This window comes from Cylindrospermum sp. FACHB-282, from assembly GCF_014697195.1.
In the GTDB taxonomy this organism is placed as follows: Bacteria; Cyanobacteriota; Cyanobacteriia; order Cyanobacteriales; family Nostocaceae; genus Cylindrospermum.
In genome coordinates this window covers 1-24,944 of record NZ_JACJRJ010000048.1, presented here as the reverse complement: position 1 = coordinate 24,944, position 24,944 = coordinate 1, and the positions used below count along the sequence as shown (strand labels likewise).

Genomic DNA, 24,944 nt, shown 5'->3' with positions numbered 1-24,944 from the left:
TAATCTGCTCACTCTGACAATGATTGATTGGCTTTACCAATACCCAACCTTATATCCCGGTATTTTGCTCAAACGCTACAAGCGATTTTTTGCTGATATTCAACTAGATTCTGGCGAAGTTGTGACAGCACACTGTCCCAATACAGGGCCAATGACTGGAGTTTCAACTATTGGGAGTGCGGTACAGCTTTCCAAAAGCGATAATCCCAACCGCAAATTAGCTTACACCTTAGAATTGATTCAAGTAAATGATAACGGGCCGACTTGGGTAGGCGTGAATACAGCTTTACCAAATCGGGTGGTGAAACTAGCTTTGGCAAAATACCTGTTTTCAGAATTGGGGGAATATACCCAAATCAAGGGTGAGGTGGTTTATGGACATGATAAAAAAAGTCGGGTAGATTTTTTCTTGACAGGAAGTGATCAGCAACCGCCGATTTATGTAGAAGTGAAAAACACAACTTGGGCCCAAGGAACTTTGGCCTTATTTCCCGACACAGAGACGACAAGAGGACAAAAGCATTTGCGGGAACTAATGGCACTTTTACCCCAAACTCGTGCGGTAATGCTTTACTTTATCAATCGGGGTGATTGTGAACAGTTTGCCCCTGGTGACACCACAGATCCTGTATATAGTAAATTATTGCGGGATGCGATCGCACTCGGTTTAGAAGTCCTACCCTGCCGATTTCAAGTTTCCCCCGAAGGCATCCGTTACTTAGGTCTAGCAAAACTAAAAATTTGATCACGAATATCAAACCTATTATTTTCAAATGATTATTTTAGTAATGGGTGTCTCCGGTGCCGGCAAAACCACCATCAGCCAACTCCTAGCAGAATCATTAAACTGGGAATTTAGCGACGCTGACACCTTCCACTCACCAGCGAATATCGAGAAAATGCAGCATGGTATCCCCCTCAGTGATGCCGATAGAATGCCTTGGTTACAAGATTTGCAAACAGCTATCCAACAGTGGTTAAAAGAAAATAAAAATGTTGTGCTGGCGTGTTCTGCATTAAAAGCTAGTTATCGGCAATTTCTCTTATTTGATAACCGCATCCAGCTAGTTTACCTCAAAGGTTCTTTTGAAATCCTCCAAAAACGCCTGCAAGAGCGGCAAAATCATTTCATGAGCGAAAAACTTCTCAAAAGTCAGTTTGATGCCCTTGAAGAGCCAGATAATGCTATTTACATGGATGTTTCAGAACCACCAGAGGTGATTGTGAAAAACCTGAGAGCAGCTTTAGCGGTTTAAGATTGCTATATATTATGTTGGCTTTGAAAATAAATCATGTTAGAGCCATTTCCTATAATTGAAGTTCCACCAGATGCCTCGAATATCAAAAACTGCAATTGAATTTGCACAGAAGATATTGGAATTAAATCAAAATAGACTACTGAAGCTACGAGACACCCTACTATGAAAACACTTTTTTTAGCTTGGCAAGATCCCAAAAGTCGGTCTTGGTTTCCCATCGGTCGCTTAACTTATGATGGGACACAATACCAGTTTGTGTATACTCAAGGAGCCACAGAAGCTCAAACTAAATTTGGGTTTCAAGCATTGCTCTCTTTTCCAGAATTGAACAGAGTATATACATCTGTTGAACTTTTTCCCTTATTTTCTAATAGATTAATGCGACCCTCTCGCCCTGACTATAAAAGTTATATTGAATGGCTAAATATTCCTGAACATGAGGATGAACCAATTACCATCCTTTCTCGTAGTGGTGGGCAAAAGGTAACTGATAATTATGAGGTTTTTCCCTGTCCAGAACCAGATGAAAATGGTTTATATTGTATCCATTTTTTTGCACATGGACTGCGACACCTTCCTCCATCTGCAATTGAAAGGATTAGTCAATTACAAACAAGCGAATTGTTGTATCTAGCTAACGAATTTCAAAATCCCTATGACCCTTGTGCTTTGCTGTTATGTACTAAGGATCATCACATTGTTGGTTATTGTCCTCGGTATATCGTGGATGATATTTTTAAACTCAAGAACAAAAATCCAGAACTTGTAAAAGTACAAGTTGAACGCATCAACCCAGTACCAGCACCACTACAGCTACGTTTGTTGTGTAATATGACGGCAGAATGGGATGAAGAATTTCGCCCATTTTCAAGCTGGGAGTATCAGCCGATTTTAGCTGATATCCCAGTTGGTTGTGCTACTACTTAAAGTTGATGGGAGGCGAGAAAAGCTTCAACCTCAGCAGCGGTAGGTTGAGAAGCGATCGCACCAGGTTTAATTGTAGTTAGCGCCCCCACAGCACTAGCATAGGTAACGATACCTTTTGCTATTTCTGGATCACTCAAGCTGTGGATACCTTGCTGACTCAACTGATGGATAAACCCAGCCAAAAAACTATCTCCCGCACCGGTGGTATCAACAACGGGGATAGAAAATGCGCTTAATTTGCCTTCGTTTTCACCCAGACAATAGGTGGAACCATGTTCCCCATCTGTCACCAGCACCCCATCAACTGAATTTAAGCGATAAGTAATGGCTCCTGCATCAGTGGTATCAAAAAGCCATTGGGCTTCTTCTTTGGTAAGTTTGAGGAAATCCACTCGCTTTAATAATTCCTGAATTTTTTGCCGTGCCATGTCGGCATCTTGCCAAAATACAGGACGCCAGTTGACATCCAGGACTATTTTCAGGTCATATTGTTCAGCCAAATCCAGGGCGCGGTGAATTGCCTGCTTACTTTCAGGATAGGCTAATTCCAAAGTACCCAAAATCAAGAAATCCGCTTCTTCAAACAGCGATGGTGGTAATTGCTTGGCTTGTAGGCGGGTATCGGCAAACTCAGCGGTATCATACTTGCCAAAGCCGGCAAAAGTGCGATCGCCTAGCATATCCCGCACCACATAAACTTGCCGCGTTGGTGCTGTGGTATGGCGTTGCACCCCTGTTGTCTCTACACCGACTTCTTGTAATAGTTTAACCAGTGTATTTCCTGGTTCATCCTCACCAACACATCCAATAAAACCCGCCGGGGTTCCCAGTTTTACCAAAGCACAGGCTACGTTAGCTGGTGCCCCCCCTGGGTAGGGAGTCCAGGATTTTACGGCTTCCATCTCTAGCCCCAATTGATCAGCTAAACAATCGAACAAAATTTCACCAAGGCACAAAACACGGGGATTGCTCATCTCATTTTAGATTTTCGATTTGGGATTAGGCGTTCCAGTATAAAATCTACAACAATCTTTACTCATCTGTCGCCAGTCATTGACAGAATAAAATAGCAATTTTTGCTACTTATAAAGGATGTATCTGATTTTTAGCCTACTTTTTTACCTCCGTAGTCAAAATATTTTTTGAGATAATTGTAATATTTGTTACTTATATATCTAGAACTTGAATTACTGCCAAGCCCAAATCCAAAGAAAATATTGATAATCGAATTACTACTAACAATTAAAACTCCTACCTTTAAAAGAATCTTCTAGAATTAGAATGAGCGATTGAGTACATATACCAAGGGAGAAACGGATAAGTCATGGCTACTAGTGAGTCTCAGACCCCTGTTAGTCTGTCAGACAGAGAACTGCAAATTATCGACTTAGTGGCCGCTGGCTTAACTAACCAAGAGATTGCAGGAAAACTGGAAATTAGTAAACGTACAGTTGATAACCATATTAGCAACGTTCTCACCAAGACCCAAACGGAAAACCGAGTAGCACTAGTCCGCTGGGCTTTGCAGTGGGGAAAAGTCTGTTTGAATGATGTGAATTGTTGTATTTTGCCTAGCGAGAACGATTAAACTATTTGCCAGTAGAGTGCGATCGCCACTCTGGGATGCTCCAAGTAAATTTTGAGGTTTACCGATTGTTTTCCTCCTCACTCCTTTATTTCAGTGTGAACCTCTACCACCTCAGACTCTATTACCCTTTCAGCGCTTGTTGAGTAGCAGGAGGTGCATCTGCTACTCAAAATTCTGGTCATTCAGTCACCACCGTTTCAGGATGGCAGTAGTATTTAAGAACGGTTGAAACGGTGTGGCTGATTCAGTAAGCAACTTGATCAACACCGCCCCAGATGATTAACACGGCTAATCAACAACAAAAATTAGCAACAATCAAGGGGTGCAAGCGCTACATTTAAAAGAAATCTATATTGCTCCCTCGGCTTGGAGAGCAGTGTTCCGATGAATACTTCTGCTTCTTTTCAAGGTAACTCGTCTCCCTTTGATTTTTTTAGCTTTGACTTGACAGCACCGCATCCCACCCAAGATGCTGATTTACTCAAACAGCTATCATTTATTCCTGGGCTGAAAGAAATTCTCATGGTGCGGCAGGTTCATGCTCTAGAACACGCTACAGTTTGGGTACTCAGCGAATCCAAAAGCGTTTATTCTCCCACAGGGGAACCGACTAAAGTTCAAGTTGATAATGAGCGATTAGGCGGTTTATCTACCGAAAAGGGATTTTACCTCTATGGTGAGGTAAATATTAGCGATTTGCGACGTGCAGTAACCCTTGCCCGACAACGCTTGATCAGTGGAGAATGGGATTTAGCCGTACATCCCCGTTGCGGCACAAATTTATCAGTAGCAATGCTGTTAACCGCTGGACTAGCGGTGAGTGTGCATTTGTTGCTACCATTCCGACCAATTGAACAACTTATAGGTTTAGGGTTAGCAGCGACGACAGCAGCGGAAATTGCACCTGATGTAGGTTTTATGGCACAGCGTTACCTGACAACCGCCATCCCCTTTAATCTAGCAATTGAAAATATTGCGATCGCACGGGATGTTTGGGGAAGACAAGGGCATTTAGTTCAGGTAGGCTGGCAAGATTAATTAGAGAAAAAATGAGAAAGCTTTATTTCTTAGTACCTGGGACAGATGGCAAATTTGCCTGTGGTGGTCTTTGGGTAGAGTTAAAAACAGTTACTTTTGCCCAGCAAGTCTGTAGTGCTGATGTTGTAACTTACCGTCAGCGGGAAAAAGGGCAACTTTTCATTGATGACCTGCTCAAGGAGAAAAATTTAGATGATGCCATTTTTATCATTAGCTGGGGATTTGACATAGCCCAACTCGCCCCTAAACTCAAGCAATACAATGTCGTTTACCATGCCCACAGTGCGGGTTACAAATTCAATTTACCAGCAAGTATTCCTATCATCACTGTCAGCCGCAGTACCATGGGATATTGGGGGCAAAAATCACCTAATTCTTTAATTTATTATTTACCCAATCAAATCGCTGATGAATTTGTAAATTTGCATCTTCAGCGAGATATTGATGTTTTAGTTCAGTCGCGTAAATCTTCAGAATATTTAATCAAACAATTGATTCCAGCATTGCAGCAACGGTGTAAAGTCTTTGTTGTTGATGCTTATGTTAAGGATTTACCTGGACTATTCAATCGGGCTAAAATTTACCTCTATGACTCCGCTGAATACTGGGCACAACAGGGAGTGAGCGAAGGATTTGGCTTGCAACCGATGGAAGCCCTCGCCTGTGGCTGTCAAGTCTTTTCTAGTGTCAATGGTGGACTTGCTGATTATTTAGATCCGGGATTTAATTGTTATAAAATTGCTGGATATTCTCAAGAATATGATGTTCAGCGTATTCTCAAAACCCTGGAATCGTCAACATCCTTAGCTTTATCTGATCAGCTTTTAGCAGAGCATCGAACCGAAAATATTATTCAACGGTTCACAGTTATTTTAGCTGAATTAAATGATTTTTTTGATCATCAAAACCAGCATTCATCTAATATCAAGAATTTTACAAGAAGGCGGGCAGCCAAATTATTCACACAAAGGATACTTGGTAAACTGAAAAAGAAATATTTTCAGGGAATGCAGTAACTAAAAAGTTTTGAAGGATTCACTTCGGGGTTTTCGGCATTTTACTTATCAGCTGGACAGAAAATACGTCAATTCAATTCAAAATTATCAATTGAAAATTAAAGACAATTAGTGGCTCCTTCAAGCTCCCACTAATTGAAGACCGCCATAATCAAAGATTATGGCGGGGGCTTGTACCCAAAATTAATCAATTCAAAATCTTAATTCTTCTTCCTAACAGAATTTTGTATCCCTTACGGGAGCCGTAGGCTCTATTTTGAATTTTGAATTCAAAAAAGGTCAAATGCCCCACCGACAAGGGGATGGGGCTTGTAGCTAGGAGACAGAATCATCAAGTATTTGATTTTTTCAACTATAGCATTTCCTAGTCTGCTGAGGTACAAATCTCTGCGTACCTCTGCGCTTTACTTTGCGTCCCTTTGCGTTTCAAAATATTATCTGTACCTCACGTAACTCTTAATCGCTATAAAATATATTGACTTTTGTCAATATATGTATAGCTTTGTCTAGAAAATTGTCAGCCTAGGACTAACTCACCTGCCATTTTCAAAAAATACCACTATCTTTAAATAGTAGGGGAATAAGTCTAGAGTAAATTGCCAGCAGGTGTCAGATGCTGCAAACAGAACAAATTTTACAAGACCGTTATCAAATTCAGCGCCAACTCGGCAACAATGGAATTCGTCAAACTTGGCAAGCATTGGACTTACGAGCCTCTGATGAGAAAAAGGCGCTAGTTGTGGTTAAACTCCTAGCCTTTGGCGGTACTGTACAATGGGATGACCTGAAACTCTTTGAGCGAGAAGCGCAAATTCTCAAACAGCTAAATCATCCCCGCATTCCCCGATATATCGATTATTTTTGTATCGATGACCGCAATCTCTGGTTTGGCTTAGTCCAAGAATATATCCCTGGCGAGTCTCTCAAGGAAAAACTTGTTAGTGGTAAAAGATTTAGCGAAAAGCAAACTCGGAAAATTGCCTTTGAGGTCTTAAAAATTCTCATATATCTGCATGAATTAAACCCTGGCGTATTGCATCGGGATATTAAACCGAGTAATTTAATCTGGGGTGAAGATAATCAGATTTATTTAGTTGATTTCGGTGCAGTTCAAGATAAAGCTGCCAAAGAAGGCGTTACTTTTACCGTTGTGGGTACTTATGGTTATGCCCCAATGGAACAATTTGGCGGTCGGGCGATTGCGGCATCAGACCTCTATGCCTTGGGAGCAAGTTTAATACATTTATTAACTGGCACACCTCCAGCTGATTTACCCCAGCAGGATTTGCGGCTGCAATTTGCTGACCGAGTTAACCTCAGTCCCAGTTTTGTTAGCTGGCTGCAAAAGTTAATAGAACCCGCACCAGAACAACGATTTGCTAGTTCCCGCCAAGCAATAGAAGCTCTCAAATCTGGTCTAGCTGTCAAATCCTCAAGCCAGAATCGGCCTTTATTGCCAAAAGAAATAATCAATAATTCTGGCTGCGGTATCAATAATCAAACAGAAACAGTCCCTGAAGAAATTCTCGGCTGGAACTGGGGAGCCTTTCTCCTACCTTGGTTGTGGGTGTGGACTAATCAAGTCTGGATTGGATTGTTTTCTTTTGTACCCCAGGTTGGCTGGGTAATGTCCATCGCCTTGGGAGCAAAAGGTAATGAATGGGCTTGGAAAAGTAGACGGTGGAATAGTATTGAACAATTCAAAGCCCATCAAAGAGGTTGGGCAATCGCCGGTGTTCTCATTGGCGCACCTCTGAGCATTATCTTGTGGGTTGGGGCATTCATCGCACTGAAATCCTTACTGTGAAAAATTTCAGCCAAAGCTAACCACCGCACCCATAAAGGTACGGTAGTTAGCATTTAGCCAGTCACTTGGGCTTCATTGATTCCTACAGGACAAGCTACATTAGTACCTCCTAAGCCACAATAACCTCTAGGGTTTTTGGCCAAGTACTGCTGATGGTAGGCTTCTGCATAGTAGAACTCAGGAGCATCCAAGATTTCTGTGCTAATTTGCCCATAACCAGCACTGCTGAGGGCTGGCTGATAAGCTTGCCGCGATGCTTCTGCCAGCTGCTTTTGACTTGGAGAATAGACGTAAATTCCTGAACGATATTGAGTGCCAGTATCATTACCTTGGCGCATCCCTTGGGTGGGGTTATGGCTTTCCCAAAAAACTTTCAGTAGTTGGGAATAACTAATTACTTTTGGGTCAAATACCACCAATACTACTTCATTGTGACCAGTCATGCCAGTACACACCTCTTCATAGGTGGGATTAGGCGTAGTGCCTGCGGCGTAACCCACTGCTGTGGTGTAAACTCCGTCAAGTTGCCAGAATTTGCGTTCTGCACCCCAAAAACAGCCTAGTCCAAACATGGCTGTTTCCAATCCATCGGGAAAAGGAGATTTCAGCCGATTGCCATTGACATAGTGTTTAGCAGGTACAGATATAGACTCTGCTCTTCCTGGCAAAGCTTGCTCAGGAGTAGGGATAGCCAGCTTTTTACCAAATCCAAATAACGCCATTGATTCTAACTCTGATTTGTCATGTGAGATTTTGCCTTACTTATATATTTTAAAGAGTTTGGCCATGATGCAATGTCCCCTGCTCTGCCATGGGTTTGATGCTTTTTTAGTGGTCTGCACTTGGAGGAGCCAACACTGTATTGATTACCGGTGGTGGGTCATTCAAAGAGAGGGTTAAGTGCGGCGTAGGTATATGGTGATCTGTGCGGGTGGGTGTAACTGCTGTTCCCAAAGCAAAGAACTCAATTACATGAGAACTCCAAGAGTATTGATGCTCATGAATATTTGCACCAATGATTCCTTCGGCTTGGAGTTGGGCAGCTTCAACCTGCATCCGTTCCATTGACAGTTCACGGGCATCATAAAGCCCTTCGGTGAAGTTGGTCATTTCAGTATTTTTACCAAGAGTTCTAAACCACTGCCCCAACCAGGGATATCTTAATATCATGTCCGGCTGATTAGTTATGATTTCTGCTTCTGTGCAAAAATCTGAAAACTCTCCCCCTGCTAGAAAGCTCCCTGTCCCCTGCCTCTTCAGTCAACTCAACACAGATGGCACCTAAACTTCTTCAGGCTTCTGAATATTCTTGGCTTGCTGTTCTTCTTGCCATAGCAGAAACATATAAACAGCCCCAAAAATTAGGATAGCTATGAGAGCAAATGAATAGGAAGCCTTTCCCCCATGCCAGTCATCAAAGGCAGCATGATTTGCTCCTGCCATTAGTGCCAACATGGCAACTCGAACCGCATTGATAAAAAATCCCAGGATAATGCCGAAAATCGCCACCAGAAGTCGCTTGCTGCGGGCAATAGGAAACATCACCAGGGCAATTACGGCTATTCCCAAGATATAAGTAATAATATCGATGCCAGAACATTCATAAACAACCTTGATGCTTCCTTTTGGCAGATGGACGCTGATGCCAGTCACGGAAACATCAAAACCCAAATACCACAAAATCAAACCTGAAAATCTGGCAGTCAAGGGCGAAAGATCAAACAAGAGTTTAGCCACTACACTTGGTACGCCCAGGAAAAACAGGATTATCAGTTCCTCCCAATATTGCTTTAATCCTTTAAAACCAGAAGCCAGCAAGCTGACGCCAAGGGCAGAAGTGAATGATAGTAGACGAAGAGTATGATCCACATTCAAAGTAGCACTTTGCCATAGCACCCAACCAATCAGTACTATACCCACAATGCTGGGCAAGACTCCCGTCTCAAAAGTCAGTTTATGGCGTTTGTCCCACAGCAGGCTACCTGTGGCGCACAAAAACAGAATATTCATCGCCAAATGACCAGAATCATCAGCACGCCAAACTAAAGTGATGCAAATTGCCTCTAAGGCAGCAGCAATGCTCAAAAGCCAGAACGGCTCATGTTTGAAGAATTTCAGTGAGCTGAGGTTATTCATGTTGATTTTGCTCAAAAAGCATCTAGAAGTGAGCCGCAGAGATATCTACTTAGTTAAAAAGAGCTTTGGTACAATTAACTCGTCATTAAGTATTAGTTACATACATAACTTACCCAATGTTTGCCTTGATTCTCAGATGTTTTAAGTTACAGCACATTTAAGTAGAAGGAACTATAGTGGGAAAATTTAAACATATCTAGAGGCTGTTTGTGCAACCTCTGTACAATGTAGTTTCTTCAAATGTAAACTGCTGAAAACTTTCATTATTATACTTAGATAATGTAATTAATACAGACCAAAAAAATTAATCTTATGTAAATTTTTGGTAAAAAAACAAAAACGCAAATTTTCAGCCTAAGTAGAGCAATGTAAATAATTAAAGGTTTGTAGTAAGCGGCTCTGTGCCCTACTTTGTCAAGAGAAGGGGGCATAGCTGCGCTTACCGCCTAGGGCGAGTACAGGAGATAGGGAGGGCTTTAGCCCTCCCTAGGAGCTAATTTCAACATTTGTTACTTTACTTAATATAGTTTGATTCCTTTTGGCATACTTACTTACAGCTACTAACACTAGCCACCGGAATATCTGCAACACAGGCACTTACCAAGGGTAAAAGCGGCCCTAGTTGTTCTTGTCCATTCACGGCTAAATCGCTGTGACACAAATAAACTTTCTGGGATACACGGGCAAGTAAATCGGCTAAAATCCTCCGCAATCGTTGTTGTTCGGCTAATGCTTCATCTTCTGCTGTCCAAGGCTCTCCTAGCCTTTCTTGCAGAAACAAGTTGGCACCAAACAGAGTAGCCGCACCACCTTTTGCCCACAGAGGTGAACCAGCATCAAGCCAGAAATGCCAACGGTGAAATCGTCTACTAGAGCGATATTGAAAGATTGTGGCTAAGGTGACAGCCTTAGAGGCTGGGCCGATGGAACGCAGGGGATAAGGGTTAGCGGTGATAGTACCACGCCGCAGCAGTTGAATAAATTCGGCAATGGTGGCATGATCTGTTGTCTCTACTAGATCAATTTGTCTGAGTCTGGTATCAATTTCCCAGTAGTGTTGGGCGGTTTCTAGTAATTCCCGCAGTACTGCCAGTTGGTCGTAGGCAGGATGACGTTCGCTACACAGAAAGTGCACAATTGCCAGGTATAACAGGTAAATCGGGCTGGGGAGGCGCGTTTCTGTAGGGTTGCTTTCAGTAAATCGCTGTTTTTCTAACCACTGCAATATCCGATGATAGGCTGTGGTGGCAGCATAGCCGATCCTATCCCAGCGCTCAAAGGCTTTGACTGGTAACAAGTTAGGGTGATCGGGATGGGGTACAAAGCAGTAATCGGCAATTAACCCAGCGCGTACAGGATCAATATCTGTAGTCCATGCTGGTTGCCTCGTTTTCAGTTCTGAGGAGTTTTCTGGTGGTTGTTGTCTCCGACTCAAGACAACTAACATCTCAGCTACAGCATCCCGATCTACTAACCGCCCCAAGCCAGGATAAACTAGGGAGATCAAGGTGAGTAAAGCGCGAACTACGGGTACACTAATTAGGGGACGTTGGTCATTAAGCGGTTCTACCTGAATATTTTGCTTGGTCAGGATTTCTATGAGGGTATAACGTGCGATCGCATCTAACCCAGGGGCAATAATCGCTACTTCCTCCGGCTCTGCTTGCCCAGACTTGATGGCATTAATGATTACCTCTGCTGTATCCCGCAATAATTGAGCGCGAGAGGTAGTTTGAATTAACTGCACAGACTCTGGCAAACTCAATATTTCTATCGGTTGTATAATTAATTCAAGTATTGGTGTTACAAGTTGAACAGCCAAACTATCTAGCGGCGGCCCAGTTAAATTTTCTACCTGACAAAGCCCTGCTAACCCTTGCAAATAATTGGGATCTGCTCCCAATCCCAAACGTACTGCACCATCGGGATTATAACTAAACGCTCCTACAGCACCTTGATCTAACAAAAACTTAAACAAGTGATAGGCTATAGCAGGATAATCATCAACATCATCCGCTAGCACCGCCTGATAACGTTGCACTAGACGCTGCTGATATTGGCAATTAGTTAATAAGTGCTGGCTGTAGAGTTCGGTAATCATTCCATAAGTCAGTAACCCCCTCTCTAAACACCAGTTACGCCAATCTAGCAACAAAGACACCAAAAATTCTGGTTCTAAATTTATGGCATTCTCCTGTAAGCCACTTTGCAAAATCTGGGCAATATCTTCAGATGGTGTACCACTGTAAGCCGCTAATTGCCATAAGTCCAAGATGCGACGCACCAAGCGGTACTCATTCACTCCCGCACGACGCAAAGTTTCTTCGTCTAACTGAGAACGCCAGAGTTTTGTCGCCAATTCCTGCTCAGTTTCTGGGCGTAATCTTACCGGAAATTGTCCTTTTAGCTGCAATGACTGAATCAGCAACGGCCAAAATAAAATCACCTCATCCTGAAAAAAACCTAGTGGTGTTTTGGCACGAATTGGATATTTACCTACAGTTTTTGTAACAATCGCATCACTGAATTCTCGGCGATTATCATCATTAGCCGCTAAGACTAAAACTCCTGGTTCTGTTTGTCGAAGATACAAAGGTTTTGGAGTGCTATCTGTTTTCTTTTGCCCTTGATTTTTAGTATAAAATGATTCGATATCTTGGCTATCACCTTGCACCCAGCGACAAAACTGCTCTACCAAGCAAGTGGTCTTACCAGTGCGACTAGTGCCAATAATCCAAACAGAATGAGAAACCACAAACAGTCTCCTTGTAGATTTGTTAGTATACCTCGTGCGCTAACTTAAGTTTAAGAATCACCAAAAAATGCTGGATGATTGTTTACGATGAAAAACTCTGTATTTAGCCAAAAAATTTACCCATTCTTACTGGCTGCTTACCGATGGTATTTAAGGACACCAGAACGTGCTTTAGATGAAGCTTACCAAGCGGCATTAAAAATTAAGGAAATCGAAAATAAGCATTTTAACGGTAATCCAATAGACTGTGAATCTGCTATCTATAGCAGTAGTGTGATGGATTATTTTGAGTCAGACCTCAAAAAACTGATAAAAAATGCCAGAATGCGGCTGACAGAGTTTAAAGCTAGTCGTTGGTTTTCAGATGAAAGTCATCAAAAAGCTGCTGATAAAGCAGATATCGAATATCCCAGTCGTTCCTCAATTTTAGAAAAGCTAAAATTCATTGATCAAGTTATATCAAAATATACTACCTTTAATCTGGAAACAACTTCTTCAAGTTTAGTTAATCAAGCTTCTACTACATCCATTGATTCAGCAATTGCTCAACCAATATCCCCCAACTTACCCGCTCAAAATCTTGATAAAAAACCACAGAGAAAAGCTGATACAACTGGTATATTACCCCGTTCGATTTTAAGTACCATCAATCGTCTACAAGTAGAATTAGATCCCAACTCTGAGCAAGATGTTGTTAAAAGTTTTCGTCAGAACCAAAAAAGAACAATTATATCTATCAGATTTATTCTCCTACTAATTATAGTACCACTGCTAACTCATCAGCTATCAAAATTTTTGGTGGTAGGTCCGCTAGTTGATCGTTTGAGAAGTTCAGAGACAGTGCAAGTATTTCTCAATTTTGAGATGGAAGAAGAAGCACTTGAACAACTGCAAAGGTTTGAAGAGAGAATCAAGTTTGAAAACCTCATTAGCAATGCACCACCTCTTTCTAATGAAGAAGCAGAAACCAAGATGAAAGAGAAAGCGCGGGAGGTGGCTGAAGAATTTAGCAAAGAAAGCGCCAATGCTATTAAAAATGTGTTTGCAGATATTTTTTCTGTTGGGGCGTTCATCTGGCTTTTGCTAATTAGCAATTCTTCTATTGTGGTGCTAAAAGATTTCTTTGATCATATTGTTTATGGTTTGAGTGATAGTGCCAAAGCATTTATTATCATTTTGTTTACTGATGTCTTTGTTGGTTTTCACTCCCCTCATGGCTGGGAAGTAGTTCTTGAAGGGATATCGCATCATTGGGGATTACCAGCAAATAGAGATTTTATCTTCTTGTTTATTGCGACATTTCCCGTGATTTTAGATACAATTTTTAAATACTGGATTTTCCGTTACTTGAATCGGATATCGCCTTCAGCAGTCGCTACTTACCGTAATATGAATGAATAGAATGGGTCATTGGTCATTGGTCATTGGTCATTGGTCATTGGTCATTGGTCATTGGTCATTGGTAGTTGGGGAGAAGGTTTTAATTGTTGAATTTAAAATTGATTGAAAATTTTGATTTTTTGGATGAAAAAGATATTCATTGCCATCACTATCAGCCTACCGATAGTTTTGTTGATTTTTCTGGTGCGGATTCAACCAATGGGAAAACCGCAACTCAGTCTGCCAGAATGTCAGCTAAAGAAGTGGAATTTACCAGTTGACTTTACCACACAACAGCAAAAAACATCTTTACGTCCAGTACTTTTACAAAGAGCATCAGTTACTTGTTGTCAAGATGATCCCTCTTGTTTGGATCAGGTAATTTATGAGGGTGAAAATAGTCAAATTGCCGACAAAAAGGCATTGTTGACGGCTATAGATCGCAGTTTGGGATACTTGCAAACATCTGGCGCTGTGGCTGTTTATCAAAGGTATCCCGTGGTGGGAATTACTCGCGATCGCGTTTTCAAAAGTTTACAAAGATTTCGCGAACTACTACTCACAACTAATTCCTCAGCAGCACTTCACGCAGCGATAGAAAAAGAATTTGTCTTTTATCAGTCAGTTGGTAAGGATAGTCAAGGAACTGTTTTATTTACCGCTTACTATGAACCGATGTATGCTGCAAGTCGGACTCCTACAGCAGAGTATCGTTATCCTGTTTATCGATTACCCCCTGATTTAAATTCCTGGACTAAGCCTCATCCCCCGCGTTTAGAGTTAGAAGGTGCAGATGGTTTGCAAGGTGCAAAAGGTAAACTGCGGGGGCTAGAATTGTTTTGGTTTCGCGATCGCCTAGAACCATATCAAGCGCAAATTCAAGGTTCAGCGCGACTTCAGCTAACTGATGGCACTCAAACAACCATCGGTTATGCGGGTAATATCGCTTATGATTATAAAAGCATTGGTCGAGAACTGATAAATGATGGCAAATTACCCTCAACAGGTGTGACTATGCCCATGATTCTCGACTATTTCCACAAACATCCTCAAGACTTAAATATTTATATCCCCCGCGATCGCAGTTTTGTATTTTTTCAAGAAAACCACGGTACACCAGCAACAGGTTCAATCAACGTACCCTTAACAGCAGAACGTTCAATTGCTACAGATAAATCCCTCATGCCTCCTGGTGCTTTAGCCTTAATTCGCGCTGCTATTCCCTTTGCCAATAATGCCAATAAAATAGAACATCGCACCATTAGCCGTTTTGTTCTTGACCAAGATGCGGGGGGTGCAATTAAAGGTGCAGGTAGAGTAGATTACTTTTTAGGTACTGGCACATTAGCAGGCGATCGCGCAGGGGTAACAGTTAGTAACGGGCAATTATTTTATCTACTACTCAAACCAAATTAATTGGAATTTGTGTCCACAAAGCATCAACCGTCACAAAATGATAGCCTTGTCGCAATAGTTGAGGAATGAGTATTTCGATAGTAGCGGCAACATCCTCTCCACCGCAAACACCATCATGCAAGACAATTAAGGAGCCGTTTTTCACCTGCTGAAGTACTCGCTGGACTACAGTTGTCACCCCTGGACGCACCCAATCTTCCGGTACAACGCTCCACATTACTGCTCTGTAATTCCACTGAAGCAATAATTTTAAAGTAGCGGGAGTGAATAAACCATTGGGGGGTCGAACATCGCGCACTTGTTCAGGTTGGATGTTGCAAGCGTGATAAATAGCGGCTTGGGTTTTTTCTAAACTGTCTTTTAGGTCAGTGGGGGAAAGCATGGGAAAAGAACGATGATCATAACCATGCAAGCCAATCCAGTGTCCGCGATCGCAAACAGAGGCAGCAATTTCTGGAGAACGGTTGACACAAGCACCCAACCAAAAGAAACTAGCGGGAATCTGGTAACGGTCTAAAACTGCCAAAACCTGCGGTGTGTATTGCGGATGGGGGCCATCATCAAAGGTTAAAGCGATCGCTTTTTTATTCCCATCCCCACCCCAAAGGCAGTTAGGAAAACTCGGTTGGAGAAGACGGTAAATAATCGGGAACAGGGGTGCTAGTTGCATCTTTTATCTGGGCCTAGCTTTTAATCCTGCTGCCATGAGTGTAGACAGCAGACTTAAGGATAGGATAACCAATTTTAAGACAGTTTTTGATTAGCCAAACTCTCAGTTTGTAACAAAATTTGTAACAGCAACATGATTTGAACTCCCACTCATTTAAATTGATGAGACGTCTAGGGGGAATCCCCGACTTAAGGGGTAGTGTTGCTTAAAGATATACGAGACTATCAAATTCTTTTTCTCAGTTTGTTTTTGGTTTTGGGGATTGGTACAAGAGACTGGACACTGAGACCAGAATTGATTGGGGTGGCGATCGCCACTTGTCTAATCACCCAATGGCTATTGTCATTAGTCACCAAAGAACCAAAGCTCAATATTCGCAGTCCCTTAATTACCTCTCTGGGACTCAGCTTATTATTGCGGGCAGACCACTGGACGACAATGGCAATAGCCGCAGTAATGGCGATCGCCAGCAAATTTATTTTCCAAGTTGGTGAAAAGCATTTCTTTAATCCTGCCAATTTTGGCATCATTTCCGCCTTAGTACTCACAAACGATGCTTGGGTTTCCCCAGGACAGTGGGGTGAACAATGGTGGTATGGGCTGCTATTTGCTGGAACTGGCGGACTGATTTTGCAACGGGTTGGTCGTTGGGACACCACAGCAGCTTTTTTAGGCGCTTACTCCTTGCTGGAAGCGGTGCGTAATCTCTGGCTAGGGTGGACTTGGGATGTATACTGGCATCGCTTGATGAGTGGGTCTTTGCTGCTATTTGCCCTATTTATGGTGACTGATCCCCGGTCAATTCCCAATGCCCGAATTGGGCGGATCACTTGGGCAGTATCTATCGCCATATTGACTTTTATTTTGCGGAATTATTTTTTTCTCTCTACCGCAGTTTTCTGGGCGCTGTTTGCCCTAGCTCCCTTAACCATTCTCCTAGATACTCTCTGGCTAAGTCCACGATTTTCTTGGATAAAGGAAGAAAGTAATCAGGTAATGGGAGAAGTTTTGATAACTCCTGAGTCTTAACTCAATATCATCGAAAAATAAAAAAATGAAACATTTTCGATTTTTAGCCTCATTACTGGTGGTATTTGTAGCAGTTCTGTGCTTTGCCCCCGCAGCTTGGGCATTTTGTGGATTTTATGTGGCCAAAGCCGATGCCAAGCTATATAACAAGACTTCTCAGGTGGTGATGGCGCGATCAGGCGATCGCACCGTGCTCACCATGGCCAACGACTTTCAAGGCCCAGCCAAAGATTTTGCGATCGTCATACCAGTGCCAACAGTGTTGCAAAAAGAGCAAGTTCGTGTTGCCGAACCCAAGATTATCGAGCGTCTGGATGCTTTTAGCGCCCCCCGATTGGTAGAATATTTCGACTCTGACCCCTGTGCCACAGCTTACGAAAATGTAATGCCCTCAGCAGCACCTAACTTAGGAGCAAGCCGTTTATCTGAGACCAAGCAGAGAGGCGATCGCAGTTTAGGCGTCACAATTGAGGCCCGTTTCAACGTTGGTGAATACGATATTTTGATTCTCAGCGCCAAAGAATCTGGTGGACTAGAAACTTGGCTCAACCGCAATGGCTACAAAATTCCCAAAGGAGCGAAACAGTTACTGAAACCCTACATTCGTTCCTCAATGAAATTCTTTGTTGCCAAAGTCAACTTAGATAAATTCGAGGCATCCGGCTATCAACTCTTGCGTCCACTGCAAATTTCCTACAAATCACCCAAGTTCATGCTGCCCATTCGTTTGGGGATGATTAACGCCACCACTGAGCAAGACCTGATTGTCTACATTTTATCCCCCAAGGGATTCTCAGAAATCACCAACTACCGAACAGTCAAAATTCCCTCCAACGCCAATATTCCCATATTTGTCAAAAATGAATTTGGCGAATTTTATAAATCCCTGTTCCAAAACTCCTACGTTAAAGAAGACCGGAAAGTTGGTTTTGTCGAATATGCCTGGGATATGAGTAGTTGCGATCCCTGTTCTGCCGAACCCCTGACTCCAGAGGAACTCAAACAAGCCGGTGTATTTTGGCAGGATAATAATCCTACATGGGATAGTTCAGCACCTCCTGGCTTTCCTCGTCCCTTGCCAACAAGCAATGTCTTCATCACCCGTCTACACGTCCGCTATACCCGTGACAAATTCCCTGAAGACCCGATGTTCCAAGAAACAGCCAACCGCGAATCTTTCCAAGGACGTTACATCTTACAACATCCGTTTACAGGCACACTTAAGTGTCAAGCAGGCAGAGAATACAAGCGGTCTTTGCCCCAACGCTTTGAACAAGAGGCCCAAACCCTGGCCAAGTTAACCAACTGGAAAATTCAAGACATTCGCCAAAAAATGAAGTTAACCACTCCTTATCAGGCTAATTCCTGGTGGGAAAACCTGATCTCTTGGCTGGGACTGTAGATAGGTGGGGAAGCACATTTATACCCGGAGCAAGTCTCCACTCATCGTTGTGCTTTCCCCATAGATGTATAAAAATTTTCTCATGGAAAAAATTTCTAAAATAAACAAAGTAATCATCAAGGAAAATTCTCTAGAACATTTTTATCCGTAATACTTAAGATATTCTTGCCTTTTTCGCCAAGATTGTTATGCTTGAATTCGATGAACAGCTACGCTGTTTAGTTACCCAAGCCTGTGGATACCCACCAGGAAGCCCTCAGCGTCAAAAGCTGCTCACGCAAATTATTCGCTTGACTGCCAATAGGCTCTGGAGGGAAAGTACTCCCTATTATCAAGACGCCGTCCAACAAACTTGGTTGTATTTTTGCCGCAATGTTTGTGACGGTCTGACAGGTCAAACCTATGACCCCGCTTATGGCACTATCATTACCTGGCTGAATGCTTATCTCAAACGTAGATTGCAAGACTTTTACATTGCCCAGCACCATGAACAGGCCACAACAGTCTCTATCAAAATCCGTCAAGGTGATAAAAATGACATCATTCACCCTGAAGACAATTTAGTGGCTCCTCCCCAAGCACCTCCCATACTGGAAAACTTGGAAATTTGGGCAAGCACAGACCCGGATGGAGAACTGCGCGCTACTTATATTAAAGGGCATCCTGACGTAAATTGTCAGGTGTTAATTTTGAAGCGTCTACCCCCGGAAGTTAGCTGGAAAGAATTGTCTGCGGAATTCAATCTGCCAATTCCCACATTAAGCAGTTTTTATCAGCGCCAATGTCTCCCACGCTTGCGTAAATTTGCTGAAGCTGAGGGCTATTTATGAAGATTATTGGTCAAACAGGTCATTAGTCATTGGTCAAACAGGTCATTGGTCATTAGTCAAACTCTTACCCAGTAAAGAGTCCCCAGTCCCCAATTGGGTAAAATCTCCTGGTCAGGTACTTCTTGCCATGCTCATAAATACAGTAACTAGGCTTTCTGTCTCCAATTTTGTCAAAGTTAAAAGGCAAAAAGCAATACGTTTGTTTTTATACTTTATAACGGCTTTGCTGTGCATCCTTAGTTCACCCGTACTAGCAAGCGTTCCTAGAATCAATACCTCATACCAACTGGCAATCAACAATATTAATTCCTCCATTCCAGAGTCTGCTCCTGCCTCTTTACTGCAACAGGGTAAAGTGTTATATCAATCTGGAAGGTTTGCTCAAGCAGTACAAGTGTTAAAGCAGGCAGTTGAGGAATATCAACAGCAGGGCGATATCCTCAGACTTGCTACCAGTCTGAGCAATCTTTCCTTGGCTTACCAGCAACTCGGTGCGTGGACTGAGGCAAAGCAAGCAATTGAAAATAGCTTAAAGTTGCTCAAAGGACAGGATAAAAGCCAAAATTTGCCAGTATTGGCCCAATCACTCGATATCCAAGGTCGTCTGCAACTGACAATGGGACAGCCAGAAGTAGCTTTAGCAACTTGGAAGCAGACAGAAGAGATTTATAAACAAGCAAAAAATAAAAGCGGTGTGGTGCGAGTTCAGATCAATCAAGCTCAGGCCTGGCGATCGCAGGGATTTTACAATCGGGCTCTAGAAAAACTAAAACTTGTAAATCAGACATTACAATCTCAACCAGATTCTCTAGAAAAGGCCATAGGGTGCCGAGCTCTCGGTGATATGCTCTTGTTAGTGGGCAAGCCAGAAGAGTCCATTAAGGCATTAGAGGAAAGTCTAGCAATTGCTCAACGCTTGTCATCCCCGGTAGATATTGGAGCCAGTCTTTTCAGCTTAGGAAACCACACCCGGACTTTACAACAAACAGATCAGGCAATCAAATACTATCAACAAGCAGTCGCAGTATCTCCTTCACGATTAACAAAGGTTCAAGCACAACTAAATCACCTCAGCCTACTGATTCAGACTCAACAATTGGTAGATGCTCAAACTTTATTTCCCTTAATTCGTTCCCAACTCGATCAACTCCCCCCCAGCCGTAGCACTATTTATGCTCACATCAACTTTGCCGAAAGTGTGATGAAAGCGATCGCTGCTGAGTCGAAAATGGGAAATAAAGGTTCTCACTCAGTATTGACTACTAAAGACTTAGCCTTATTACTTGCCAGAGCCAACCAGCAAGCCCAGAGTTTGGGTGACAAGCAGGCAGAGGCTTATACTCTGGAAAGTCTGGGGGGCTTGTACGAGAAAACTGGACAGATTACATACGCCCAAAATCTCACCCGGCAAGGATTAACCCTGGCTCAGTTCAGCAATGCACCAGAGATTGCCTATCGCTTAGAGTGGCAGTTAGGTAGATTGCTGCGGGCGCAAAAAGACTTCACGGGTGCGATCGCCGCCTATGATGTAGCGGTGGAAACCCTCCAATCTCTCCGCAGTGACCTGGTAGCAGTTAATCCAGAGGTGCAATTTAACTTCCGGGATACAGTAGAACCAGTATATCGAGAGTCCGTAGAGTTACTGTTGCAATCCCTAGAAGGAAAACAGGACGAAATCATCTTAGAGAAAGCAAGAGAGCGGATTGAAGCCCTACAATTGGCAGAATTAGACAATTTTTTCCGGGAAGCTTGCCTACAAGGTCAGAAGGTAGCCCTCGATCAATTGGTAGACAAAGATAATCCCACTGCTGCAATCCTTTATCCAATTATTCTTCCTCAAGAGATTCAGGTAATTGTCAAAATTCCCCACAAACCCCTGCGGAATTACATTACCAAAATTTCCCAAGCAGATGTAGAAAAAATCCTGTTACAACTGCGAAAAAATCTTGTTAGCCCCTCTGCCCTTAATGACATTAAAATCCAGTCACAAAAAGTTTATAACTGGCTGCTCCAACCCATCGACTTAGAATTGCAAGCCAGGGGGGTGAAAACTCTGGTGTTTGTGCTAGATGGGCCATTACGCAATTTACCAATGGCATCCCTCTATGATGGCAAAAAATTCTTAGTTGAAAAATATGCGATCGCCCTCAGCATGGGATTGCAACTCCTCAATCCTAAACCACTAGTACCACAACTGCTAAACGCCCTAACCGCTGGGTTAACTCAGCCCCCACCAGAGTTTCCCAAGTTTGCCCCCTTGCCTGCCATCAAATCTGAACTCAAACTCATTGCCCAATCAGGAGTTTCCACAACCAGTTTAGTGGATGAAAAATTCACTCGTGGGGCACTAGAGAGGCAAATTAATGCTACTCAATTCAACGTCGTGCATTTAGCAACCCACGGTGAATTTAGTTCCCGTGCTGAGAACACTTTTATTTTAACCGCCGACCGTCCAATCAAAGTCAAAGATTTCGAGCTTCTTTTAGGCAGTCAAAATCAAACCAGAATAGAATTATTAGTCTTGAGTGCCTGTCAAACAGCCGCCGGAGATAACCGTGCTGCCCTTGGTCTAGCAGGGGCAGCAATCAGAGCGGGGGCCCACAGTACTGTAGCATCCCTATGGCAAATTGATGATGAATCGACAGCCTTGTTTGTAGGTGAATTCTATCGACAACTCAAAGGCAGCAATATGACCAAAGCCGAAGCTCTCCGTCTTGCCCAAATCAAACTGCTCAAACATCCCAACTATAACAAACCAGGCTTTTGGGCTGCCTATGTACTAATTGGCAATTGGCTTTAAACCCATCCCTTCTAGGAATGGGCTTACTCCCTGGGGTTGAGAACAAACAATTTTGGATAACTTTAATGAATCCCCACCCTCCAGCTTTTTTGCCCTGGGGAAAATGTCAATTTTTGGCATAAATTTAGTTAATGCGAGCGATATTTATATAGCAGCATAGATGACTCGGATCGGAATTGAACTATGAATAACACCACCCATCAGCTAGAAGATTTTGCTTTAACCTTGCCAATTACCCAAAGAGCTATCAAAACTGCTCAGGAGTTTGCTAACCAACAGCCTAATTCTGAAAAAGCAGAGCAAGTCAGGCTCAATACACTGGCTGTATGGGTGGTGAATGACTATATGCAAATGATGGACATTCCTACTAATCTCGAAGTCAGTGACAGTTGGAACCGCTTTATGCGCTTCTGTGCAAATGTGGCTGACTTGGAGTTACCCTCCGTTGGACGCCTGGAGTGTCGTCCTATGCTTGTAAATCAGCCTATATGCTCCATTCCCCCAGAGACATGGGAAGAACGGGTGGGTTATGTGGTAGTACAAATTGACGAATCGTGCCAAGAGGCAAGACTAATGGGTTTTGTTCCTAATGTTGCCACTGAAGAACTACCTTTAAGTCAACTGCAACCCCTCGAAGCCTTAATCGAGCACATAGAGCAACTGAGTTTTGTGCCTAGTGTTGCTACGGAAAAACTACATTTAAATCAACTGCAACCTTGTGCTGCTTTAAACAAACAATCGACACAACAGAAGCAATTGGTGAATCTAAGCCAGTGGTTTGCTGGTATATTTGACCAGGGCTGGCAAACTGTTGAATCCTTGTGGGATATGCCGGATATCATCCCAGCCTATGCCTTTCGCTGGCGCGCGACTGTTGAAAAAAATACCCCCAACAGGGCAAAATTGATTGATTGGGGACTCAAAAGCTATAATCAGCCTGTTATCTTAAAGGTAGAAATCAGTCCCGAAGTTAACCAACAAACTGGTATTCTCCTCAATTTGTGGCCTACAGGTAATCAAATACACCTGCCACAGGGATTAAAATTTACTGTTCTAGACGGATCAGGCTCTGTGGTTCGGACAGTTGTTGCCAGAGAATCCGATGATTATATACAGTTGAAGTTGACAGGGGAAGCCAAAGAGCAATTTAGCGTGACAATTTCATTAAACGATCATAGTGTGATAGAACATTTCATGATTTAAAGCCAGTAGATTTGCATAACTCTGTCAGTAATGGGTAATTATCAGTCCTAACAAATTGAAGACGCAATAGCTGAGTCATGGGTAAGTTAGTGGTTCTGAAATTCGGAGAGGGTAGTTTTGAGCAGGGGTTTACAGTTACTCTCCAGATTGGCGAAGAACGCGAGCATCCCTCAACAGAAATATCGGGGAAGCTACCTCCATCACCGGAAATGCCTTTGTACTATAGCCATTGGCAGTCTAGTTATCGACAGTTGGGCAACCGTTATCGCCTACATGCTGACAATGACCAGGTAACGAATGTGTCCACGACACAAAATTGTGAGCACACTGCTGGTATTTTACGGGCACAGATCAACCACTGGCTCCAAGCAGAGGCGTTTCGTCCCCTAAAGGAGAAATGGCTGGAACGATTATCGCCCTCAGAAGAAGTCAGGGTGATAGTACAAACAGAAAATAGCCAATTGCAACGATTACCTTGGCATCTCTGGGACTTGCTGGAACGTTACCCCAAAGCTGAACTGGCTTTGTCTTCGCCAAGCTACGATCGCATTCCCAAGCCACGTACTCCCAACCCATTGGTAAATATTCTAGCAATTGTGGGTGATAGTCAGGGGATTGACACCGAGGCTGACCAAGCTTTACTACAGCAGTGTAATCACGCAGATGTCAAGTTTGTGGTAGAACCAAAGCGCCAAGAATTGACAGAGCACCTCTGGGCAAAAAATTGGGATATTCTGTTCTTCGCCGGACATAGTTCCAGTCAGGAAAATGGGGAAATTGGGCGGATATACCTGAATAAAACCGATAGCCTGACAATCAGCGAGTTAAAGTATGCCCTCAGAAAAGCCATTGAACGTGGCTTGCAGCTAGCAATATTCAATTCTTGTGATGGGTTGGGGTTGGCGCGAGAACTAGGTGACTTACAAATCCCTCAGATTATTGTCATGCGTGAACCGGTGCCAGATAAAGTGGCCCAGGAGTTCTTAAAGTATTTTCTCCAAGGTTTTGCTAGTGGAGAAAGTTTATATCAAGCGGTGCGGCAAGGGCGGGAAAGGTTGCAAGGGATTGAAGATAAATTTCCTTGTGCTACTTGGCTGCCAGTGATTTGCCAAAATCCGGCGCAGATACCACTCACTTGGGAGGAGCTAAGGTGTACAACCGTAATACCACTTAGTCGACTAGTGCCCCGCATCTACCCCATTAAGGCAGCTTTGCTATCTAATCTGTTGATGACTGCCTTAATCTGTGGGGTGAGGTTTTTGGGACTGCTACAAAGTGGAGAACTAAAAGCCTTTGACCAAATGATGCGATCGCGCCCTGATGAGGGGATGGATCAGCGCTTGCTGGTGGTGACAATTGACGATCAAGACTTGGCAAATCAACGACAAAATGGCGAGTATTTGAAAGGAACTTCCCTGTCTGACAAATCTCTCAATAAACTCCTAGCCAGATTTGAAGAGTACCAACCCAGAGCAATTGGCTTGGATATCTACCGTGACTTTTCCGCAGAACAGCCAGATTTAATTTCTCGTCTCCAGGGGACTAAGAACTTGATCGGTGTGTGTAAGGGAAGTGATAGTTGTAAAAAATATAGACAAATATCTTTTACTTTGAAAGTGTTACCTTTACTGGGGAAACTACAATCCCCTGTATCCCATCTGCAAAAGCATTAGGGATTGCTTTTCTGA

General features: G+C 43.0%; 20 protein-coding genes and 1 pseudogene. 15 read left to right on the top strand and 6 right to left on the bottom strand.

The genetic code is table 11. From position 1 onward, the window contains the following. The first annotated feature begins 19 nt into the window (after positions 1-19). The 3 genes from sfsA (at position 20) to H6G32_RS21130 (ending at position 2,186) form a co-directional block, all read left to right on the top strand. Entirely contained in the window at positions 20-745 is a 726-nt protein-coding gene (gene sfsA / locus H6G32_RS21140) for a DNA/RNA nuclease SfsA (protein ID WP_190461814.1), read from the top strand. 28 nt (positions 746-773) lie between these two features. Continuing rightward, positions 774-1,256, top strand: coding sequence for a gluconokinase (locus tag H6G32_RS21135; RefSeq protein ID WP_190461813.1), 483 nt, complete (start codon positions 774-776; stop codon positions 1,254-1,256). A 165-nt stretch (positions 1,257-1,421) separates the two neighbouring features. Beyond that, complete coding sequence (locus tag H6G32_RS21130) at positions 1,422-2,186, top strand: HIRAN domain-containing protein (RefSeq protein WP_190461810.1); 765 nt, start codon at positions 1,422-1,424, stop codon at positions 2,184-2,186. Here H6G32_RS21130 and H6G32_RS21125 read toward each other — a convergent pair. Then, the gene (locus H6G32_RS21125) at positions 2,183-3,160 is read right to left on the bottom strand and encodes a carbohydrate kinase family protein (RefSeq protein ID WP_190461808.1); all 978 of its coding nucleotides are present in this window, start codon (positions 3,158-3,160) and stop codon (positions 2,183-2,185) included. The genes H6G32_RS21130 and H6G32_RS21125 overlap by 4 nt on opposite strands. A 350-nt stretch (positions 3,161-3,510) precedes the next feature. Here H6G32_RS21125 and H6G32_RS21120 point away from each other — a divergent pair, with 350 nt between their 5' ends. From H6G32_RS21120 to H6G32_RS21105, 4 genes are all read left to right on the top strand, one after another. Then, positions 3,511-3,774: a helix-turn-helix domain-containing protein gene (locus H6G32_RS21120; protein ID WP_190461806.1), complete on the top strand. Its 264-nt coding sequence runs from the start codon at positions 3,511-3,513 to the stop codon at positions 3,772-3,774. A gap of 384 nt (positions 3,775-4,158) precedes the next feature. Next, positions 4,159-4,812 carry a DUF6391 domain-containing protein gene (locus H6G32_RS21115; protein WP_190461804.1) on the top strand — a complete coding sequence of 218 codons (654 nt, stop codon included), beginning with the start codon at positions 4,159-4,161 and terminating at the stop codon, positions 4,810-4,812. 11 nt (positions 4,813-4,823) lie between these two features. Then, positions 4,824-5,828 carry a glycosyltransferase gene (locus tag H6G32_RS21110; RefSeq protein ID WP_190461803.1) on the top strand — a complete coding sequence of 335 codons (1,005 nt, stop codon included), beginning with the start codon at positions 4,824-4,826 and terminating at the stop codon, positions 5,826-5,828. A gap of 613 nt (positions 5,829-6,441) precedes the next feature. After that, complete coding sequence (locus tag H6G32_RS21105) at positions 6,442-7,635, top strand: serine/threonine protein kinase (protein ID WP_190461801.1); 1,194 nt, start codon at positions 6,442-6,444, stop codon at positions 7,633-7,635. A gap of 53 nt (positions 7,636-7,688) precedes the next feature. Here the strand turns inward: H6G32_RS21105 and msrA are convergent, their stop codons facing one another. The 4 genes from msrA to H6G32_RS21085 all read right to left on the bottom strand — a co-directional run bounded on the left by msrA (position 7,689) and on the right by H6G32_RS21085 (position 12,526). Then, on the bottom strand, positions 7,689-8,357 hold the full coding sequence (gene msrA, locus H6G32_RS21100) for a peptide-methionine (S)-S-oxide reductase MsrA (protein WP_190461799.1): 669 nt from the start codon (positions 8,355-8,357) through the stop codon (positions 7,689-7,691). 106 nt (positions 8,358-8,463) lie between these two features. Further along, positions 8,464-8,745: a heavy metal-binding domain-containing protein gene (locus H6G32_RS21095; RefSeq protein ID WP_199328198.1), complete on the bottom strand. Its 282-nt coding sequence runs from the start codon at positions 8,743-8,745 to the stop codon at positions 8,464-8,466. Positions 8,746-8,916: 171 nt separating this feature from the next. Then, the gene (gene crtA / locus H6G32_RS21090) at positions 8,917-9,771 is read right to left on the bottom strand and encodes a cyanoexosortase A (protein ID WP_199328197.1); all 855 of its coding nucleotides are present in this window, start codon (positions 9,769-9,771) and stop codon (positions 8,917-8,919) included. Between the two features lie 547 nt (positions 9,772-10,318). After that, complete coding sequence (locus tag H6G32_RS21085; RefSeq protein ID WP_190461795.1) at positions 10,319-12,526, bottom strand: recombinase family protein; 2,208 nt, start codon at positions 12,524-12,526, stop codon at positions 10,319-10,321. An 87-nt stretch (positions 12,527-12,613) separates the two neighbouring features. Between H6G32_RS21085 and H6G32_RS21080 the strand changes: the two genes are divergently transcribed. Together H6G32_RS21080 and mltA are read left to right on the top strand one after the other, a co-directional pair. Beyond that, positions 12,614-13,927 (top strand): proton extrusion protein PcxA, encoded by a 1,314-nt coding sequence (locus H6G32_RS21080; protein ID WP_375539813.1) that lies wholly within the window; start codon positions 12,614-12,616, stop codon positions 13,925-13,927. Between the two features lie 123 nt (positions 13,928-14,050). After that, positions 14,051-15,322 carry a murein transglycosylase A gene (gene mltA / locus H6G32_RS21075; protein ID WP_190461791.1) on the top strand — a complete coding sequence of 424 codons (1,272 nt, stop codon included), beginning with the start codon at positions 14,051-14,053 and terminating at the stop codon, positions 15,320-15,322. Here mltA and H6G32_RS21070 read toward each other — a convergent pair. Further along, positions 15,309-15,992 (bottom strand): polysaccharide deacetylase family protein, encoded by a 684-nt coding sequence (locus H6G32_RS21070; RefSeq protein WP_190461789.1) that lies wholly within the window; start codon positions 15,990-15,992, stop codon positions 15,309-15,311. The two genes, mltA and H6G32_RS21070, sit on opposite strands and share 14 nt — an antisense overlap. Positions 15,993-16,190: 198 nt before the next feature. On the opposite strand from H6G32_RS21070, the gene H6G32_RS21065 reads away from it, so the two are divergent. The 6 genes and pseudogenes from H6G32_RS21065 to H6G32_RS21040 form a co-directional block, all read left to right on the top strand. Beyond that, complete coding sequence (locus H6G32_RS21065; protein ID WP_190461787.1) at positions 16,191-17,021, top strand: RnfABCDGE type electron transport complex subunit D; 831 nt, start codon at positions 16,191-16,193, stop codon at positions 17,019-17,021. 25 nt (positions 17,022-17,046) lie between these two features. Continuing rightward, a complete protein-coding gene (locus tag H6G32_RS21060; RefSeq protein ID WP_190461785.1) occupies positions 17,047-18,423 on the top strand; it encodes a DUF2330 domain-containing protein in 1,377 nt (458 codons plus the stop codon). Positions 18,424-18,611: 188 nt separating this feature from the next. After that, positions 18,612-19,253, top strand: a complete 642-nt coding sequence (locus tag H6G32_RS21055) for a sigma-70 family RNA polymerase sigma factor (RefSeq protein WP_190461783.1) — start codon at positions 18,612-18,614, stop codon at positions 19,251-19,253. 127 nt (positions 19,254-19,380) lie between these two features. Further along, complete coding sequence (locus tag H6G32_RS21050) at positions 19,381-22,053, top strand: CHAT domain-containing protein (protein WP_190461781.1); 2,673 nt, start codon at positions 19,381-19,383, stop codon at positions 22,051-22,053. Positions 22,054-22,236: 183 nt separating this feature from the next. Further along, on the top strand, positions 22,237-23,256 hold the full coding sequence (locus H6G32_RS21045; protein WP_190461779.1) for a DUF1822 family protein: 1,020 nt from the start codon (positions 22,237-22,239) through the stop codon (positions 23,254-23,256). Positions 23,257-23,333: 77 nt separating this feature from the next. Further along, positions 23,334-24,857 (top strand): annotated as a pseudogene (locus H6G32_RS21040) (CHASE2 domain-containing protein); the annotation flags it as partial. Positions 24,858-24,944: the final 87 nt, after the last annotated feature.